The sequence below is a fragment of the Telluria sp. AC161 genome, from assembly GCF_979258535.1.
Window position 1 is genome coordinate 4,873,369 of the sequence record NZ_OZ409861.1, and the last position, 16,077, is coordinate 4,889,445.

15 protein-coding genes are annotated in these 16,077 nt (G+C 63.0%); 10 read left to right on the forward strand and 5 right to left on the reverse strand.

Annotated features, from left to right (window positions below; translation table 11 throughout):
- Nucleotides 1-69: 69 nt before the first annotated feature.
- The gene (locus ACZ0AJ_RS21685; protein WP_499456451.1) at nucleotides 70-996 is read left to right on the forward strand and encodes a hypothetical protein; all 927 of its coding nucleotides are present in this window, start codon (nucleotides 70-72) and stop codon (nucleotides 994-996) included.
- Between the two features lie 267 nt (nucleotides 997-1,263).
- Here the strand turns inward: ACZ0AJ_RS21685 and hemB are convergent, their stop codons facing one another.
- Both hemB and yihA read right to left on the reverse strand, forming a co-directional pair.
- The gene (hemB, locus tag ACZ0AJ_RS21690; protein ID WP_499456452.1) at nucleotides 1,264-2,271 is read right to left on the reverse strand and encodes a porphobilinogen synthase; all 1,008 of its coding nucleotides are present in this window, start codon (nucleotides 2,269-2,271) and stop codon (nucleotides 1,264-1,266) included.
- Between the two features lie 19 nt (nucleotides 2,272-2,290).
- A complete protein-coding gene (gene yihA / locus ACZ0AJ_RS21695) occupies nucleotides 2,291-3,040 on the reverse strand; it encodes a ribosome biogenesis GTP-binding protein YihA/YsxC (RefSeq protein WP_183554204.1) in 750 nt (249 codons plus the stop codon).
- Between the two features lie 152 nt (nucleotides 3,041-3,192).
- Between yihA and ACZ0AJ_RS21700 the strand changes: the two genes are divergently transcribed.
- The 5 genes from ACZ0AJ_RS21700 to msrQ all read left to right on the forward strand — a co-directional run bounded on the left by ACZ0AJ_RS21700 (nucleotide 3,193) and on the right by msrQ (nucleotide 8,971).
- Nucleotides 3,193-3,864 carry a c-type cytochrome gene (locus tag ACZ0AJ_RS21700; protein WP_499456453.1) on the forward strand — a complete coding sequence of 224 codons (672 nt, stop codon included), beginning with the start codon at nucleotides 3,193-3,195 and terminating at the stop codon, nucleotides 3,862-3,864.
- 111 nt (nucleotides 3,865-3,975) lie between these two features.
- Nucleotides 3,976-6,075: a cytochrome c biogenesis protein ResB gene (locus tag ACZ0AJ_RS21705; RefSeq protein WP_499456454.1), complete on the forward strand. Its 2,100-nt coding sequence runs from the start codon at nucleotides 3,976-3,978 to the stop codon at nucleotides 6,073-6,075.
- Between the two features lie 23 nt (nucleotides 6,076-6,098).
- Complete coding sequence (gene ccsB / locus ACZ0AJ_RS21710) at nucleotides 6,099-7,277, forward strand: c-type cytochrome biogenesis protein CcsB (protein ID WP_499456455.1); 1,179 nt, start codon at nucleotides 6,099-6,101, stop codon at nucleotides 7,275-7,277.
- Between the two features lie 96 nt (nucleotides 7,278-7,373).
- Nucleotides 7,374-8,351 carry a protein-methionine-sulfoxide reductase catalytic subunit MsrP gene (gene msrP / locus ACZ0AJ_RS21715; protein WP_258837186.1) on the forward strand — a complete coding sequence of 326 codons (978 nt, stop codon included), beginning with the start codon at nucleotides 7,374-7,376 and terminating at the stop codon, nucleotides 8,349-8,351.
- Nucleotides 8,351-8,971: a protein-methionine-sulfoxide reductase heme-binding subunit MsrQ gene (msrQ, locus tag ACZ0AJ_RS21720; RefSeq protein WP_499456456.1), complete on the forward strand. Its 621-nt coding sequence runs from the start codon at nucleotides 8,351-8,353 to the stop codon at nucleotides 8,969-8,971. The genes msrP and msrQ overlap by 1 nt, the downstream gene beginning before the upstream one ends.
- A 28-nt stretch (nucleotides 8,972-8,999) precedes the next feature.
- Here the strand turns inward: msrQ and lysA are convergent, their stop codons facing one another.
- Both lysA and lptM read right to left on the reverse strand, forming a co-directional pair.
- Nucleotides 9,000-10,277 (reverse strand): diaminopimelate decarboxylase, encoded by a 1,278-nt coding sequence (gene lysA, locus ACZ0AJ_RS21725; protein WP_499456457.1) that lies wholly within the window; start codon nucleotides 10,275-10,277, stop codon nucleotides 9,000-9,002.
- Nucleotides 10,278-10,306: 29 nt separating this feature from the next.
- On the reverse strand, nucleotides 10,307-10,489 hold the full coding sequence (gene lptM, locus ACZ0AJ_RS21730) for an LPS translocon maturation chaperone LptM (protein ID WP_499456458.1): 183 nt from the start codon (nucleotides 10,487-10,489) through the stop codon (nucleotides 10,307-10,309).
- Nucleotides 10,490-10,529: 40 nt separating this feature from the next.
- On the opposite strand from lptM, the gene cyaY reads away from it, so the two are divergent.
- A complete protein-coding gene (gene cyaY, locus ACZ0AJ_RS21735; protein ID WP_258837190.1) occupies nucleotides 10,530-10,859 on the forward strand; it encodes an iron donor protein CyaY in 330 nt (109 codons plus the stop codon).
- Between the two features lie 201 nt (nucleotides 10,860-11,060).
- On the opposite strand, the gene ACZ0AJ_RS21740 is transcribed toward cyaY, so the two are convergent.
- Entirely contained in the window at nucleotides 11,061-13,394 is a 2,334-nt protein-coding gene (locus ACZ0AJ_RS21740) for a penicillin-binding protein 1A (protein WP_499456459.1), read from the reverse strand.
- Between the two features lie 362 nt (nucleotides 13,395-13,756).
- Between ACZ0AJ_RS21740 and ACZ0AJ_RS21745 the strand changes: the two genes are divergently transcribed.
- From ACZ0AJ_RS21745 to ACZ0AJ_RS21755, 3 genes are read left to right on the forward strand one after another with little or no spacing between them, the layout of a single operon-like run.
- Nucleotides 13,757-14,779, forward strand: coding sequence for a pilus assembly protein PilM (locus tag ACZ0AJ_RS21745; protein WP_499456460.1), 1,023 nt, complete (start codon nucleotides 13,757-13,759; stop codon nucleotides 14,777-14,779).
- Nucleotides 14,779-15,396, forward strand: a complete 618-nt coding sequence (locus ACZ0AJ_RS21750) for a PilN domain-containing protein (protein ID WP_499456461.1) — start codon at nucleotides 14,779-14,781, stop codon at nucleotides 15,394-15,396. Before ACZ0AJ_RS21745 ends, ACZ0AJ_RS21750 begins: the two co-directional genes overlap by 1 nt.
- Complete coding sequence (locus tag ACZ0AJ_RS21755) at nucleotides 15,393-16,070, forward strand: type IV pilus inner membrane component PilO (protein ID WP_499456462.1); 678 nt, start codon at nucleotides 15,393-15,395, stop codon at nucleotides 16,068-16,070. The genes ACZ0AJ_RS21750 and ACZ0AJ_RS21755 overlap by 4 nt, the downstream gene beginning before the upstream one ends.
- The last annotated feature ends 7 nt before the right edge of the window (nucleotides 16,071-16,077 follow it).

The window sequence follows — 16,077 nt, forward strand, 5'->3', positions numbered from 1 at the left end:
TACTGTAAAACGGTTAGACTGCCCCCTCTGCTGTTTTTTTAGACGTCGCTTCCAGGATACCGATCTACCTTGCGTGACCATCCCCACTCCTACGATCAGGACAGCGAAGTTTGCTCCCACTGCGGGCAGCCACTGGTACGCCCGGGGCCGCATTACGAGCGCGAGGGCTCCAAGCGCGGCGGCCTGATCGGCACGATCGTGCTGCACTTGCTGCTGCTCGCGATCTTCATCTTCAAGCCGCCCGAAAAAGAGCAAAAGACAGCGCGCCCTGCGTCCGACCGCGAAACCGACGTCTTTTTTGTCCAGCCGCTGCAGCAGCCGACCAAGGCGCAGCGCGAGCAAAAGCCCAAGCCAGCGCCAAAGCCAACGCCCCGGCAAGAAACGCCGCGTCCGAAGCAACCGGAGCGCGTGTTCGTCCAGCGCCTGCCCGACACGATCACAATTCCCGACGAAAAGCCGGTCGAACGCAGGCCGTCGCCACCCCAGCCGCCGCAGCCAAAGACCGAAGTCCCGCCCGACATGGACATGGCCGCCTACGTCAAAGCGCAGCGCGAGCGCCGCGGCGCACCGACCGGCAGCGAAGTGGAAACCCCGGAAAGCGACGCCGTGCGCGGCAACCGCAACGCGCTGGCGAACATCGCCGCGATCAACGGCCGCGGCCGCGACGACAGCAACGAGTCGGGCGGCATCTTCTCGGTGTCGAACAAAACGTTCAACACGATGGACCTGAAGTTCCGCGGCTGGAACCCGAGCTTCAAGCGGCGCTGGCTGACAGCGGTAACGGTGGAGCAGGGCAGCGCACGCGACATCGAAACGGCCGTCATCAAGAAGATGATCGAGCTGATCCGCAAGGAAAAGAACGGCGACTTCGAGTGGGATTCGCACCGTCTGGGCCGCGTGGTCAAGCTCAGTGCACGCCCAGCAGACGAAGCGCGCCTGACCGAGTTCTTGTACAAAGAAATGTTCCCTGAGTACCGCCCGCCACCGGGAGGGTGATGAATGTGGCAAAAAAAAGCCGGGGTCAGGTCTGACATTCGGACACGACCTCGACAGTCTGGCAGTCAGGACTAGCTGATACCAGGTCTTGCCGATACTGGGCAAGTCACCGTTAGATGTGGAAAAGGCTGAGTTCGTGTCCGAATGTCAGACCTGACCCCCGCTGTGACCCCCGCTGTGCCGACCCAGCTGTGCTGCCCGGACGTTGATTGGACCGACGTAAAAAAACCGTGCTTTGGCACGGTTTTTTGTTGGGTGTGCGGGTGTTTAACCTGCCTTCAATTTCCGGGCAATATCCAGCGCGAAGTACGTCAGCACCCCATCGGCGCCGGCGCGCTTAAACGCCATCATCGATTCCATCATGACCTTGTCATGGTCCAGCCAGCCGTTGAGTGCGGCTGCCTTGAGCATCGCGTACTCGCCGCTGACCTGGTAGGCAAACGTCGGCACCCTGAACTCATCTTTCACGCGGCGCACGATGTCCAGGTACGGCATGCCTGGTTTCACCATCACCATGTCGGCGCCTTCGGCCAGGTCCAGCGCCACTTCGCGCAGCGCTTCGTCGCTGTTGGCCGGGTCCATCTGGTAGGTGTTCTTGTCGGCCTTGCCGAGATTGGCCGACGAGCCGACCGCATCGCGAAACGGTCCATAGAACGCCGACGCATACTTGGCCGAATACGCCATGATGCGCGTATGAATATGGCCCTGCGCCTCGAACGCGGTGCGGATCGCGCCGATACGCCCGTCCATCATGTCCGATGGCGCGACGATGTCCACGCCGGCGTCGGCGTGGGTGAGTGCTTGCTTGACCAGCATCTCGATCGTCTTTTCATTGACGATATAACCGTTCTCGTCCGGCAGGCCGTCCTGGCCGTGGGTCGTGTACGGGTCGAGCGCGATGTCGGTGATGATGCCCAGCTCGGGGAAGTTGCGCTTGAGCTCGCGGACCACGCGCGGCACCAGCCCGTCCGGGTTCGTTGCTTCGATGCCGTCATAGGTCTTCACCGACTGGTCGACCAGCGGGAACAGCGCCAGCGCGGGAATCCCGAGCGCGACGCATTCTTCGGCCACTTTCAGCAGCAGGTCGAGCGAGACGCGGGCCACGCCCGGCATCGAGCCGACTTCCTGGCGCACGTTCTGGCCTTCCAGAACAAACACGGGATAAATCAGGTCGGATGCGGTAATCGTGTTCTCGCGCATCATGGCGCGGGAGAACGGGTCGCGGCGCATGCGGCGCGGCCGGGCCGCCGGATAGGCGGAAGTGATGATGCTCATCGAATGGCTCCTTGCAGGATCAGGCGGAGGTTTGATCGTCGTCCGCCGACGGCGCGCCAGATTCGTCGTGCTCTTCTTCTTCGTCACCCTCGTACTCGCCGGCAACGCCGTCCAGCCCGGCCAGCGCCAGGATCTTGGCATCGGCTTCTTCGATGCCGATACGCTTGAGTGCCGAGAACAGCTGCACCGTGAACGGGAAGCCCACGCCATCTTCATCGACGTAGCTTTCAAGCACGCCGCGCGCTTCGCGCAGGGCGTTGGTCGACTCGTTGCGGTTGAGCTTATCGGCCTTGGTCAGGATGCAGTGGATCGGCTTGCCGGTAGGGGCGAACCATTCGAGCATCTGGACGTCGAGGTCGGTGAACGGCCGGCGCGAATCCATGATCAGGATGAGCGCAGCGAGCTGGTCGCGGCGCTGGACATAGTCGCCCAGCAGCTTTTGCCAGTGCAGCTTGGCCGTGCCCGACACTTCGGCGTAACCGTAGCCCGGCAAGTCGACCAGCAGCGCTTCGATTTCATCGACCCGGACCGCGTCCTTGCGGTGCTGGCCCACGTGGGCGCCGCCGATCGAGAAATAATTGATGTGCTGCGTGCGACCTGGCGTCTTCGACGCGAACGCCAGACCCTTCTGGTTCGTGAGGATATTGATCGCTGTGGATTTGCCGGCGTTGGAGCGCCCGGCGAAGGCGATTTCCGGCACATTGGTGTCGGGAAGGTCGCGCAACTGATTCACGGTCGTAAAGAACCGGGCTTGCCATAATCTGGACATTGGGGAGAAGGTATAAGAGGACTACGAAATGGCGTTGGAGAAACAAAGCTATTGTACAATAAGGGGTTGATTGCTGCCTGCCAGCCCTATGGCCCAAGCAATCAAGGGCGCTGCACTGAACCTTCAATTATTGACTTTTTCAAGGTGCTAGTATGAACCGCTTGTCGTCCCCCCTGCTCAAAACACTGTTGGTCACACTAACTGTTTTCGGGGGACTCCCGGCGGCAACAGCAGCGGCGCCCGCTGCAGCGCCTGCCGTCAAGGCCGATCCGGCCCGGGGCGGCGCGCTGTACGATGCGGGCGACCCCGCGCGCGGCCTGCCGGCGTGCGTTTCATGCCACGGTGCGGCGGGCAATTCGTCCATCGTTGCCAACCCCAAGCTGTCGGGCCAGTTCGCCAGCTACACACACAAGCAACTGGTCGATTTCACGACCCCGAACCGCCAGCAGCCGATCATGACGACCTACGCCAAGATGCTCACCGACGCCGAGAAGAAAGACATCGCGGCGTGGCTGGCGGCGCAGGTGCACAAACCGGGCGCAGCAAAGAACAAGGACACCGTTGAACTGGGCCGCAAGATCTATCGCGGCGGCATCGCCGAGCGGGGCGTGGCGGCCTGTGCCAGCTGTCATGGCGCCAACGCCAGCGGCATCCCCGTCCAATATCCACGCCTTGCAGGCCAGCACCAGGATTACACGACTGCCCAGCTCGAAGCATTCAAGAGCGGCACCCGCGCCAACAGCCCGCAAATGACCACGCTCTCGCAGCGCATGTCGACGGCTGAAATGCGCGCGGTGGCCGACTATATCGCCGGCTTGCGCTAAGAGACTCCACGATCTCGCATAAGCAATATTGAACGCAGGAAGGGCGGCAGCAACGGGCTGACCCCCTTCCTGCAAGCGGCTACCCGCCGCGCAGGAAGAAAGTTGTAAAGCATGAGCACCACCGGAATCACACTGAACACCCGCCGCCGTGGTCTGGCCGAGGCGGTCGAACTGATCTCATCGATGCGGTTTGCGATCAGTCTTCTCACCATCATCTCCATCTCGTCGATCATTGGCACCGTCCTTAAGCAGGCCGAGCCGATGTCGAATTACGTCAACCAGTTCGGTCCGTTCTGGTTCGAGATTTTCAACAAGTTCGGCCTGTACAGCGTGTATTCCAGCTGGTGGTTCCTGGTGATCCTGGTAGTGCTGGTCATGTCCACCGGGCTGTGCCTGATTCGCAACGCGCCGAAAATGATGCGCGACATGCGCAGCTGGCGCGAAAACGTGCGCTTCGATTCGCTGCGCAACTTCCACCACAAGCTCGAATGGCAGGCGCCGCTGCCCCAAAACGCGCTGGCCGAGCAGAGCGCACTGCGCCTGCGCCACGCCGGCTACGCCACCAAGATTGTCGAGAAGGATGGCGGCACGCTGGTCACGGCCAAGAAGGGCGCGGGCAATAAATTCGGCTACATCTTCGCGCACTCGTCGATCATCGTGATCCTGGTGGGCAGCATGCTCGACTCGGATCTGCCGGTGCGCATCCAGCAGTGGCTGTTCAACAAGACGCCATTCACCGGCAGCGGCGTGATCGCCGACATTCCGGCCCAGCACCGCCTGGGCACGGGCAACCCGACCTTCCGTGGCAATACCGCTATTGCCGAAGGGCAGGCCAGCCGCACGGCGATCCTGAACCAGCCGACGGGCGTCCTGGTGCAGGAGCTGCCGTTCTCGCTGCAGCTCAAGAAATTCCATATCGAGTTCTATTCGACCGGCATGCCGAAACTGTTTGCCAGCGACGTGGTCGTGCGCGACCTGGAAAACGGCCACACGTTCGAATCGACCATCAAGGTCAATCATCCGCTGATCTACAAGGGCATCGCCGTCTACCAGTCGAGCTTTGACGATGGCGGCAGCAAACTGCGGCTGACGGGGTACCCGATGAACGGCGCCGCCAGCGCCAGTTTCCCGATCGAAGGCGAAGTCAACAGCGCCACCGAGCTGAAAATCGGCGGCGAGACCTATGCGGTCGAGTGGTCGGGTTTCCGTCCGTTCAACGTCGAAAACATCAGCCAGGGCAATGACGTGCGCGCGGTGAGCAAGGGCAAAACGTTCAACGAACAGTTCGCAGCCACGCTGGGCAAGGCCTCGGGCGCGGCTGCCAATCCGGACGCCACGAAAGACCTCAAGAACGTCGGCCCCAGCGTGCAATACAAGCTGCGCGACGCCAGCGGCCAGGCACGCGAATTCATGAACTACATGCAGCCGATGACGCTCGATGGCGCGCAAGTCTATCTGGCGGGCGTACGCGCGAACCCGTCGGAAAGCTTCAGCTTCCTGCGTATTCCGGTGGACGAGCGCTACGGCGTGGGCGACTGGATGCGCCTGCGCGCGGCGCTGGCCGATCCCGAAGCACGCGCCGTGGCGGCGCGCCGCTATGCCGCGCGGGCGCTGGGCGGCAACCAGGGCAGCGCCCTGGCTGGCCAGTTGCAAGAGTCGGCTGCGCGCACTCTCGGGATTTTTGCCGGCGGCGACGGCCGTGGTGGCTTCGTTGGCGTGGCCCAGTTCCTGGAAAAGATTCCGCAGGCCGAGCAGGAAAAAGCAGCCGGTATCTTCATGAAGATGCTCAACGGCACGCTGTGGGAGCTGTGGCAAGTGGCGCGCGAAAAGCACGGCGACGCCGCGGCCGCGCCCACGGACGCCAATGGCCGCTTCCTGCAACTGGCCACCAATGCGTTGTCGGACAGTTATCTGTACGGCGCGCCGGTGTATCTGCAGCTCGACGATTTCACCGAAGTGAAGGCCTCGGTGCTGCAATTGACGCGCTCGCCGGGCAAGAACGTGGTCTACTTCGGCTGTGTCCTGCTCGTGCTGGGCGTGTTCGCGATGTTCTACATTCGCGAGCGGCGCGTCTGGATCTGGGTGCGCGACGTGCCGGGTAACCCGGAGGCTGGCGCCGAGGCGCTGATGGCCATGAGCACGCAACGCAAGACGCTCGATTTCGAGCGCGAGTACGAAGACTTGACTGTAAAGCTGCCACAACCGGCGTAAGCTGCGCGGGCCTGGAGAAAACGATGGAACTGTCACAACCCAAAACTGGCGCCCCGGCGCGCCCGACCGACCAATATCAGGAGGCGCCGGGCTATTTCCGTCGTCTGGGCCCGCTTGACTGGCTGTACGCGCTTGCCCTGTGCGCCGCGGCGCTGTTCGCGCTGAACCGGTACGGCCACTTCATGGACATCTATGAAGAGGTGATCCTGGTGTGCACGGCGCCCGTGTTTGCCGTGCTGGGCTGGTACTGGAAACCGATGCGCTGGCTGCTGCCGCTGGTGGCCGTGCTGTCGCTGGGCGCGATCGCGCTGTACGACGGCAACCTGGCCGCTGCCGAGCAAAAATTCTTCCTGAAATACATGCTGTCGAGCCAGTCGGCGATCCTGTGGATGAGCGCGCTGTTCGTGTTCTCGACCGTGTTCTACTGGGTTGGCCTGTTAAGCCGCGGCAAGTTTGGCGGCGGCGTGGGCGCGGCGTTGTGCTGGGCCGCAGTCGTGATCGGCGCGGTCGGCATGATGGTGCGCTGGTACGAGTCGTATCTGATCGGCCCGGACGTCGGCCATATCCCGGTGTCGAACCTGTACGAAGTGTTCATCCTGTTCGCCCTCATCACCGCGCTGTTCCACCTGTATTACGAAGAACACTACGCCACGCGCCAGCTGGGCCCGTTCGTAATGCTGATCATTGGCGCCGCCGTCGGCTTCCTGCTGTGGTACACGGTCTCGCGCGACGCTGCCCAGATCCAGCCGCTCGTGCCGGCGCTGCAGAGCTGGTGGATGAAAATCCACGTGCCGGCCAACTTCATCGGCTACGGCACCTTTGCACTGGCCGCGATGGTCGCGTCGGCCTACCTGCTCAAGTCGCACGGCATGCTGGTCGACCGCCTGCCTTCGCTCGAGGTGCTCGACGACGTGATGTACAAGTCGATCTCGGTCGGTTTCGCGTTCTTCACCGTCGCCACCATTCTCGGCGCGCTGTGGGCCGCTGAAGCATGGGGCGGCTACTGGTCGTGGGATCCGAAAGAAACGTGGGCGCTGATCGTGTGGCTCAATTACGCGGCGTGGCTGCACATGCGCCTGATGACGGGCCTGCGCGGCCGTGTCGCGGCCTGGTGGGCAGTGGTCGGCTTGCTGGTGACCACATTCGCGTTCCTGGGCGTGAACATGTTCCTGTCGGGCCTGCACTCATACGGTGAGCTGTAAAGACGGGCGGGCGCTGACCCGATAGTGTTGGCCGCCTAACGCAAGCTTAAGGGAACTTCGTGTAATGTGAAGCTTCCCAAGCTCGCGAGGCCAGCCATGCTCTTCAAACGCAATCCCAACGGACTCGATCTTCCGTACCCTTCCGAAATCACGCCGCAAGAGATTTATACCGGCCGGCGTGAATTCATCACCCGCATGGCCGCCACGGCCGCTGTCGGCAGCGGCGTCTGGGAGATGGCCAACCGCGAAGCCTTTGCCCAGACTGCGGGCCAGAAGCTCGCGGCGCGCGCCAATGTGGCGCTGTCGACCGACGAAAAGCAGACCCCGTTCAAGGACGCTGCCGGCTACAACAATTTCTATGAATTTGGCCTCGACAAGGGCGATCCGGCCGAGAACGCGCACACGCTGCGTACCCGGCCCTGGACCGTGCGCATCGAGGGCGAGGTCAAGAAGCCCCTCACGCTCGACATCGACAGCCTGCTGAAACTCGCGCCGCTCGAGGAGCGCGTGTACCGTCTGCGCTGCGTCGAAGGCTGGTCGATGGTGATTCCATGGGTCGGCTATTCGCTGTCGAACCTGCTCAAGCAGGTGGAACCGACCGGCAACGCCAAGTTCGTTGAATTCACGACGCTGGCCGACGCCAAGCAGATGCCGGGCCTGCGCAGTGGCGTGCTGGACTGGCCGTATGTCGAGGGCTTGCGCATCGACGAAGCCATGCACCCGCTGACGATGCTCACGATGGGCATGTATGGCCAGGTGCTGCCGAACCAGAACGGCGCGCCGGTGCGCCTCGTCGTGCCATGGAAGTACGGTTTCAAGTCGGCCAAGTCGCTGGTGCGCATTCGCCTGCTCTCGCGCCAGCCGAAGACCGCCTGGAACGACATGGCGCCGCGCGAATACGGCTTCTTCTCGAACGTGAATCCGAACGTGGACCACCCGCGCTGGTCGCAGGCCAGCGAGCGCCGCATCGGTGAATCGGGCCTGTTTGCACCGAAACGCAAAACCCTGATGTTCAATGGCTACGACCAGGTGTCGTCGCTGTATACCGGCCTGGATCTGAAGCGTTATTTCTGATGGCGGGGTTGAACAGCAAACAGGTCGGGTGGGTCAAGGCGCTGGTGTTCGTATTGGCGTTGATCCCCTTCGCGCGCCTGGTGTGGGGCACTGCCAGCGGCAGTTTTTCGGATCCGCTGGCGGCGATTACCAAGGGCAGCGGCGAATGGGCGCTGTACTTCCTGTGCATCACGCTGGCAGTGACGCCGCTGCGGCGCCTGACGGGCTGGAACTGGCTCGTCAAGCTGCGCCGCATGATTGGCCTGTTCATGTTTTTCTATGCACTCGTGCACTTCACGGCATTCCTGTGGTTTGACCATTTCTTCGACGTGCCGGCGATGCTGGCCGACGTCATCAAGCGGCCATTCATCCTGGTGGGCTTCATCGCCTTCGTGCTGCTCATTCCACTGGCCGCTACGTCGACCAACGCGATGATCAAGCGCCTGGGCGGCAAGCGCTGGCAATGGCTGCACCGCCTGATTTACGTGATCGCGCCGCTGTCGATCCTGCACTTCTGGTGGATGAAAGAGGGCAAGAACGATTTCGCCAGACCGATCATCTTCGGCTCGATCATTGCGCTGCTGCTTGCATGGCGCGTGTGGTGGAATGTCAGGGGCAAGTCGCAGCCAGTACGCCCATAAAAAAAGCCCGCATCGCGCGGGCTTTGTTTTATTTGATGAGCGTCTCGAGCGCGAAGGTCTCGCTTGGCGTTTCGCGGCGGCGCACCAGGTGGATGACGTCGCCATCGACGATCACTTCGGCTGCGCGGCCACGCGTGTTGTAGTTCGACGCCATCGTCATGCCGTAGGCGCCGGCCGTCATCATGGCCAGCAGGTCGCCCGGTTCCAGTGCCAGCTCGCGCTCGCGCGCCAGCCAGTCACCCGATTCGCAGATCGGTCCCACGACATCCCACATCAGTGCTTCGCTCTCGCGCTGCGTCACTGTCTGCAGGCCCATCCAGGCACCGTACAGCGTCGGGCGCATCATGTCGTTCATGGCGGCGTCGACGATGCAGAAGTTCTTCTCGGCGCCAGGTTTGAGGTATTCCACGCGCGTGAGCAGCACGCCGGCCTCGGCGACGATCGAGCGGCCCGGCTCGAAGATCACCTTGAGCGGCTGGCCGTTGTACTTTGCTGCGCGCCAGGCGTCGATGCGCGCGAACAGGCGCGCCAGGTAGTCGCCCACCGGCACTGGCGGCGCGTCGCCGGCCACGCCGTAGTCGACGCCGATGCCGCCGCCGATGTCCAGGTGGTGCAGGTGGATGCCTTCGGCGTGCAGCGTGTCGATCAGGTCGATCAGCTTGTCGAGCGCCTCGAGCAGCGGGGCGTCGTCCAGCAACTGTGAGCCGATATGGCAGTCGATGCCGACCACGTCCAGGTGTGGCAGCGCAGCGGCTGCACGGTAGGTGTCGAGCGCTTCGTCGAAGGCAACGCCGAATTTATTGGCCTTCAGGCCAGTGGCGATGTACGGGTGGGTCTTGGCGTCCACGTTCGGGTTCACGCGCAGCGAGACCGGTGCGCGCATGCCGAGTTTGCCGGCCACGGCGTTCAGGCGGTGCAGCTCGGGGATCGATTCCACGTTGAAGCACAGGATGCCTTTTTCCAGTGCCAGCGTCATCTCGGCCTCGGTCTTGCCCACGCCCGAGAAAATGGTCTTGCCCGGGTCGCCACCGGCGGCGATCACGCGCAGCAGTTCGCCGCCCGAGACGATGTCGAAGCCCGCGCCCTGGCGCGCCAGCAGGTCGAGCACGGCGAGGTTCGAGTTGGCCTTCATCGCATAGCAGACCAGCGCGTCGCGGCCGGCGCAGGCATCCTGGTAGGCGTTGAAGTTCTCGAGCAGCGTGGCCTTGGAATAGACATAGGTCGGCGTGCCGAATTCGTCGGCGATGGCGGACAGGGAAGCGCCTTCGGCGTGCAGCACGCCGTCCTGGTACAAGAAATGGGGCATAAGGTGGGAACTAAGGTGGAAGCGGACGGTTAGCGGTACGGCGCCGGGGTGGACGCATTGTTCGACGGGACGGGCTGGGCTGGCTGGTCGACGACGACCGGCGCGGGCCTGGCGGGTGGGTTGGGCATGTACAGCGGGCCGGTCTGGCCGCAGCCGGCGAGGGCTCCGGCGAGCAGCGCAGCGCCGAAAGGAAGCGCGAGGGAGGACTTCACGATTAGAATCAAGGTTTGATTAGCAGATTTGGAGTGTAGCATGACCGAAACCGAATTTTTGGACCTGGCCGACCTGACCCTGAAACGGATCGAAACGGCCTTCGATCGCCTGAACGACGAGGACATCGTCGACGTCGAGTGCAAGCGCAGCGGCAATGTGCTCGAAATCGAGTTCATCGACAACGGCACCAAGATCATCATCAACAGCCAAGCCCCGCTGCAAGAGATGTGGCTGGCGGCGCGCTCGGGTGGCTACCACTACAAGCGCGTGGGTGACGAGTGGCGCAACACGCGCGACGACAGCGAGTTCTTTGCGGCGCTCGGGCGCTATGCGAGCGAGCAGGGCGGAGCGCCGGTCAACCTGGTGTAACGCGATCTCGCACTAAAAACAAAGGCGGCCATTGGCCGCCTTTGTTATTTGGTCCGGTAGGGTGGACGGGTATCCCGTCCACGCGTTCAAAGAACAATGCCGCACCACGAAGCCAGCCTCGTTTGAACGCGTGGACGGCGTAGCCGTCCACCCTACCTTTCAATAACCAATAGCCGCCATTGGCGGTTTACAAGCTGCTGATCAGAACAACTCGTTGCGCACCGCGTCGCGTTCCTGCTGTTGCTGCGCCGGCGGCGGCTGGCCCACGTCGAGCGCTTCGACGCCGCTGCCCGGTGGCGTCTCGGCGTAGTAATACTCGGACCCGTACTGCACCAGGCCCGCCGGCACCTCGCGTTCGACCATCGGCTGATCCTTCAGCGCCTTTTGCATGTAGCCGATCCAGATCGGCAGGGCCAGGCCGCCACCGGTCTCGCGCGCGCCCAGGTTGCGCGGCTTGTCGTAGCCCATCCAGGCAATGCCCACCAGCTTTGGCTGGTAGCCGGCGAACCAGGCGTCGATCGAGTCGTTGGTGGTACCGGTCTTGCCGGCCAGGTCGGTGCGCTTCAGGGCCATCGCCTTGACCGCGGTGCCGTGGCGAACCACGTCCTTGAGCATGCTGTCCATCAGGAAGGCATTGCGCGCATCGATCACGCGGTTCGCTTCGTCGCCCGCGCGCGCCGGCCGCGCTTCGGACAGCACCTTGCCGTCGCTGTCGGTGACCTTCGAGATCAGGTACGGGCTGACGCGGTAGCCGCCGTTGGCGAACACCGCGTAGGCGCCCGCCATCTGCAGCGGATTGGTCGCACCCGCGCCCAGGGCCAGCGTCAGGTAGGCTGGATTGCGCTCCGGATCGAAGCCGAAGCGGGCCGCGTATTCCTGGCCGTAGCGCGCGCCGATCTTGTTCAGGATGCGGATCGAGATCATGTTCTTCGACTGCTGCAGGCCGCGGCGCATCGTCATCGGACCATCGTACTTGCTGTCGTAGTTCTTCGGTTCCCACGCCTGGCCGCCGGTCTGGCCGGCATCGAAACTGATCGGCGCATCGTTGATGATGGTGGCCGGCGACAGGCCACGCTCGAGCGAAGCCGAATAGATGAACGGCTTGAACGACGAACCGGGCTGGCGCCAGGCTTGCGTCACGTGGTTGAACTTGTTGCGGTTGAAGTCGAAGCCGCCCACCAGCGCGCGGATCGCGCCGTCTTCGGTATTGGCCGCCACGAAGGCCGATTCCACTTCGGGCATCTGCGTGATCAGCCACTTCGATTCGTCGTCCTGCATCACGCGGATCACGGCGCCGCGGCGCACGCGCCGGTTTGGCGCCGCCTTGTCGGACAGCCAGGCTTTGGCGAACGCCAGGCCCGGGCCCGACAGCGTGATCGTCTCGCCCGACGCGATCGCTGCCTGGACCTGCGTGCTCGACGCCTGCAGCACGACGGCGGCGATGATGTTGTCGCTGTCCGGATGCTCGGCCAGCTCGGCTTCGATCGCTTCGTCGGCCGCCGCTTTACCCGATGGCAGGTCGATGAACGATTCCGGGCCACGATAGGCGCGGCGGCGTTCGTAGTCCATCACGCCACGGCGCAACGCCAGGTAGGCCGCATCCTGGTCAGCCTTGGTGATGGTCGTAAACACGTTCAGACCGCGCGTGTAGGTGTCTTCCTTGAACTGTTCGTATACCAGCTGACGTGCCATTTCGGCCACGTACTCGGCGTGCACGCCGAAGGCGGCGCTGTCGGTCTTGATCTTGAGCGGCTCGACCTTGGCCTGGGCGAACTGGGCGTCGCTGATATAGCCCAGCTGGTGCATGCGCACCAGGATGTATTGCTGGCGCGTCTTGGCGCGGGTCGGATTGACCACGGGGTTGTAGGCCGACGGCGCTTTCGGCAGACCGGCCAGCATGGCTGCTTCTGCCACGGTGATGTCGCGCAGGTCCTTGCCGAAATAGATCTGGGCCGCCGACTGGAAGCCGAAGGCGCGCTGGCCCAGGTAGATCTGGTTCATGTACAGCTCGAGAATCTGGTCCTTGGACAGGTTCTTCTCGATCTTCCAGGCCAGCATCGCTTCATACGCCTTGCGCTTGAAGGTCTGTTCCGACGACAGGAAGAAGTTGCGCGCCACCTGCTGGGTGATGGTCGAGGCGCCCTGGCGCGCGCCGCCGGTGGCGTTGCGCACGGCCGCGCGCAGGATGCCCAGGTAATCGATGCCGCTGTGTTCATAGAAGCGGTCGTCTTCGATCGACAGCACGGCCTTTTTCATAACATCGGGGATGTCCTTGAAGTGGACCAGCGTGCGGCGCTCTTCGCCGAATTCGCCGATCAGGACGTTATCGGCCGTGAAGATCCGCAGTGGCATCTTGGGCCGGTAATCGGTGATCGTGTCCAGCGCCGGCAGGTTCGGGTACGCCATGGCCAGGGCGAACACGAGCACGAGTACGCCAATCGCACCCAGACCGAACAGGCTGGCGAATGCAATGAGGATCAGGCGCTTTGGGCTGAACTTCGAGGAGGAAGAAGGTGCTGCCTGTTTCTCTTTCATGCTGACTTTCGCTTTGTTGATCCGCCTCATTATAAGACAGCAGTTTGGCACCCGATACTGGCCCGAGCTTAATCGAACTACAGAGCAATATTTAGCTGGCAACGAATCGACAAAGTGTGGTGCGCATGCCCCGCATTCTGATGTTCCCAAGTAGAAATATCTTGTCCGGCATCATCCTTTATTGCTACGATCCGAGACGGTGCTTTCACGTAAGTATCGGATTTTTATAAGAAAATAACAGGTGTTTGGTTAACGACAACGACCCTTGCAAGGGCGTCTACAGCCAGATTCTGCCCCAATCGGTGTCAAGGAGTGTTTTGGTGATCAATCTGGGTTCCTTGTTTGGAAAGTCGAGTCCGCCAATGATCGGGCTCGATATCAGCACGTCCGGCGTTCGCCTGGTCGAGCTGGCCGACGCCGGCAAGGGACTCGTGCGTCTCGAGCGCTATGCGACCGAATCGCTGCCGCGCGGCGCCGTGGTCGATGGCAATATCGAAAACATGGACCAGGTGGCCGACGCCGTGCGCCGGGTCTGGAAAAAGAGCGGCACGCGCGCCAAGCACGTCGCGCTCGGCATGCCGCCAGCGGCCGTGATCACCAAGAAAATCATCCTGCCGGCCGGTTTGTCGGAAGACCAGCTTGAAGTGCAGGTCGAGTCCGAAGCCAGCCAGTACATCCCGTTCGCGCTCGATGAAGTCAGCCTCGACTTCGACGTGATCGGCCCGGCGCTCAACTCGGCGGACGACATGGAAGTGATGCTGGCCGCCGCCCGCCGCGAAAAAGTCGAAGACCGCATCGCCATCGCCGAAGGTGCCGGCCTGCTGGCGACCGTGATGGACATCGAATCGTACGCCGCGCGCAGTGCGCTGGAAAACGCCGCCGGCCTGATGCGCGACCAGATCGTCGCGCTGTTCCAGATCGGCGCCCAGGCCACCCACGTGTCGGTGCTGTTCAATGGCGAAGCGGTCTACGAGCGCGAGCAGCCGTTCGGCGGCAATACGCTCACGCAGGACATCGTGCGCGCCTATGGCATGGCCTTCGAGGAAGCCGAAACGCGCAAGAAGGCGGGCGACCTGCCGGAAAACTACCGCGCCGACCTGCTCGCCCCGTTCCTGGAAAACGCAGCGCTGGAAGTCACGCGCGCGATCCAGTTCTTCTATACGTCGACGCCGTACACGCGCATCGACCGCATCTACCTGGCCGGCGGCTGCGCGCTGCTGCCGGGCATCATGGACATCGTGGCCGGCCGCACCCGCATCGCCACCAGTCTGGCCTCGCCCTTTGACAATATGGCGTTCGGCCCAGGCGTGCGTGAACACCAGCTGCGCCAGGAAGCGCCGGCCTACCTGGTCGCCTGTGGCCTGGCGCTGCGGAGGTTCGGCTGATGATCCGCATTAACCTGCTGCCTCACCGCGAGGCAAAACGCAAGCAGAAGCAATCGGCGTTCGTGGCGCTGATGGCGCTTGGCGGCCTGGTCGGCGCTGGCATCGTGCTGCTGGTGGGTGGCTACAACGCCAGCCAGATTTCGGTCCAGAACGAGCGCAACGAGGTGCTCAAGCAGGCCAGCGCCGAACTGGACAAGAAAATCGGCGAGATCACGACGCTGAAGGAAGAAATCGCCGCCCTGCAGGCACGCCAGCAGGCGGTCGAAGACTTGCAGGGCGACCGCAACCAGCCGGTCTACCTGCTCGACGAACTGGTGCGCCAGGCGCCCGACGGCGTGCACCTCAAGACCGTCAAGCAGGATGGCCAGCGCGTGATCCTGACCGGCGCCGCCCAGTCGCAGGAGCGCGTCGCCGAACTGTTGCGCAATCTGTCGAGCCAGTCGGCGTGGCTGGAAAAGCCCGACCTGACCGAAGTGCGCGCCGCCACCATGACGCAAAGCAAGAGCGCGCGCAAGGTGGTGGAATTCACGCTGGCCGTGTCGATCAAGCGCGCCCGCAACAGCGATGCGCAGGAAGACGGCGCCGCAGCCAAACCTGGCGCGTCGGGGAAATCATGAACATCGATATCAAGGCGCAGTTTGCCCAGCTCGCGGCGCAATTCGAGGACCTTCAAGGTCGCCAGCCGGGCCAGTGGCCGCTGGCGCCGCGCCTGTTGTGCGCGGCCGGCGTGGTGGCGCTGGTGGTCGGCCTGGGTTACTACTTCTACTGGAGCGACCAGTTCGCCGAGCAGGAAACCCTCGCGCAGGAAGAAGTGCGGCTGCGCAGCGAGTACGAAACCAAGATGGCGCAGGCGATCAACCTCGAAGCGCTCAAGGCGCAGAAGGCCCAGGTCGACCAGTACGTGGTGCGCCTGGAGAAGCAGTTGCCGAGCAAGTCGGAAATGGCTGCGCTGCTGTCGGACATCAACCAGGCGGGCGTGGGCCGCGGCCTGCAGTTCGAGCTGTTCAAGCCGGGCCAGGAAGTGGTGCGCGACTACTACGCCGAGCTGCCGATCAGTATCAAGGTGAGCGGGCAATACCACGACATGGGCGCGTTCGCCGCCGACATGGCCAATCTGCCGCGCATCGTTACGCTCAACAACCTGTCGCTGGTGAGCGTCAAGGAAGGCAATCTCGAGATGGAGGCGATCGCCAAGACCTTCCGCTATCTCGACCAGGAAGAACTGATCGCCCAGCGCGCCGCACGCGCGGCCGAGAAGAAGGCCGCCAAAGGCAAGGGTAAAGGCAAGTGATGATACG

Bases quoted from the DNA above. Each gene is read 5' to 3' on its own strand.
- cyaY (WP_258837190.1), top strand. From the start codon at position 10,530: ATGACCGAAACCGAATTTTTGGACCTGGCCGACCTGACCCTGAAACGG.
- hemB (WP_499456452.1), bottom strand. From the start codon at position 2,271: ATGAGCATCATCACTTCCGCCTATCCGGCGGCCCGGCCGCGCCGCATG.
- ACZ0AJ_RS21700 (WP_499456453.1), top strand. From the start codon at position 3,193: ATGAACCGCTTGTCGTCCCCCCTGCTCAAAACACTGTTGGTCACACTA.
- yihA (WP_183554204.1), bottom strand. From the start codon at position 3,040: ATGTCCAGATTATGGCAAGCCCGGTTCTTTACGACCGTGAATCAGTTG.
- ACZ0AJ_RS21750 (WP_499456461.1), top strand. From the start codon at position 14,779: ATGATCCGCATTAACCTGCTGCCTCACCGCGAGGCAAAACGCAAGCAG.
- ACZ0AJ_RS21705 (WP_499456454.1), top strand. From the start codon at position 3,976: ATGAGCACCACCGGAATCACACTGAACACCCGCCGCCGTGGTCTGGCC.
- msrP (WP_258837186.1), top strand. From the start codon at position 7,374: ATGCTCTTCAAACGCAATCCCAACGGACTCGATCTTCCGTACCCTTCC.
- ACZ0AJ_RS21740 (WP_499456459.1), bottom strand. From the start codon at position 13,394: ATGAAAGAGAAACAGGCAGCACCTTCTTCCTCCTCGAAGTTCAGCCCA.
- ccsB (WP_499456455.1), top strand. From the start codon at position 6,099: ATGGAACTGTCACAACCCAAAACTGGCGCCCCGGCGCGCCCGACCGAC.
- ACZ0AJ_RS21755 (WP_499456462.1), top strand. From the start codon at position 15,393: ATGAACATCGATATCAAGGCGCAGTTTGCCCAGCTCGCGGCGCAATTC.
- lysA (WP_499456457.1), bottom strand. From the start codon at position 10,277: ATGCCCCATTTCTTGTACCAGGACGGCGTGCTGCACGCCGAAGGCGCT.
- ACZ0AJ_RS21745 (WP_499456460.1), top strand. From the start codon at position 13,757: ATGATCGGGCTCGATATCAGCACGTCCGGCGTTCGCCTGGTCGAGCTG.
- msrQ (WP_499456456.1), top strand. From the start codon at position 8,351: ATGGCGGGGTTGAACAGCAAACAGGTCGGGTGGGTCAAGGCGCTGGTG.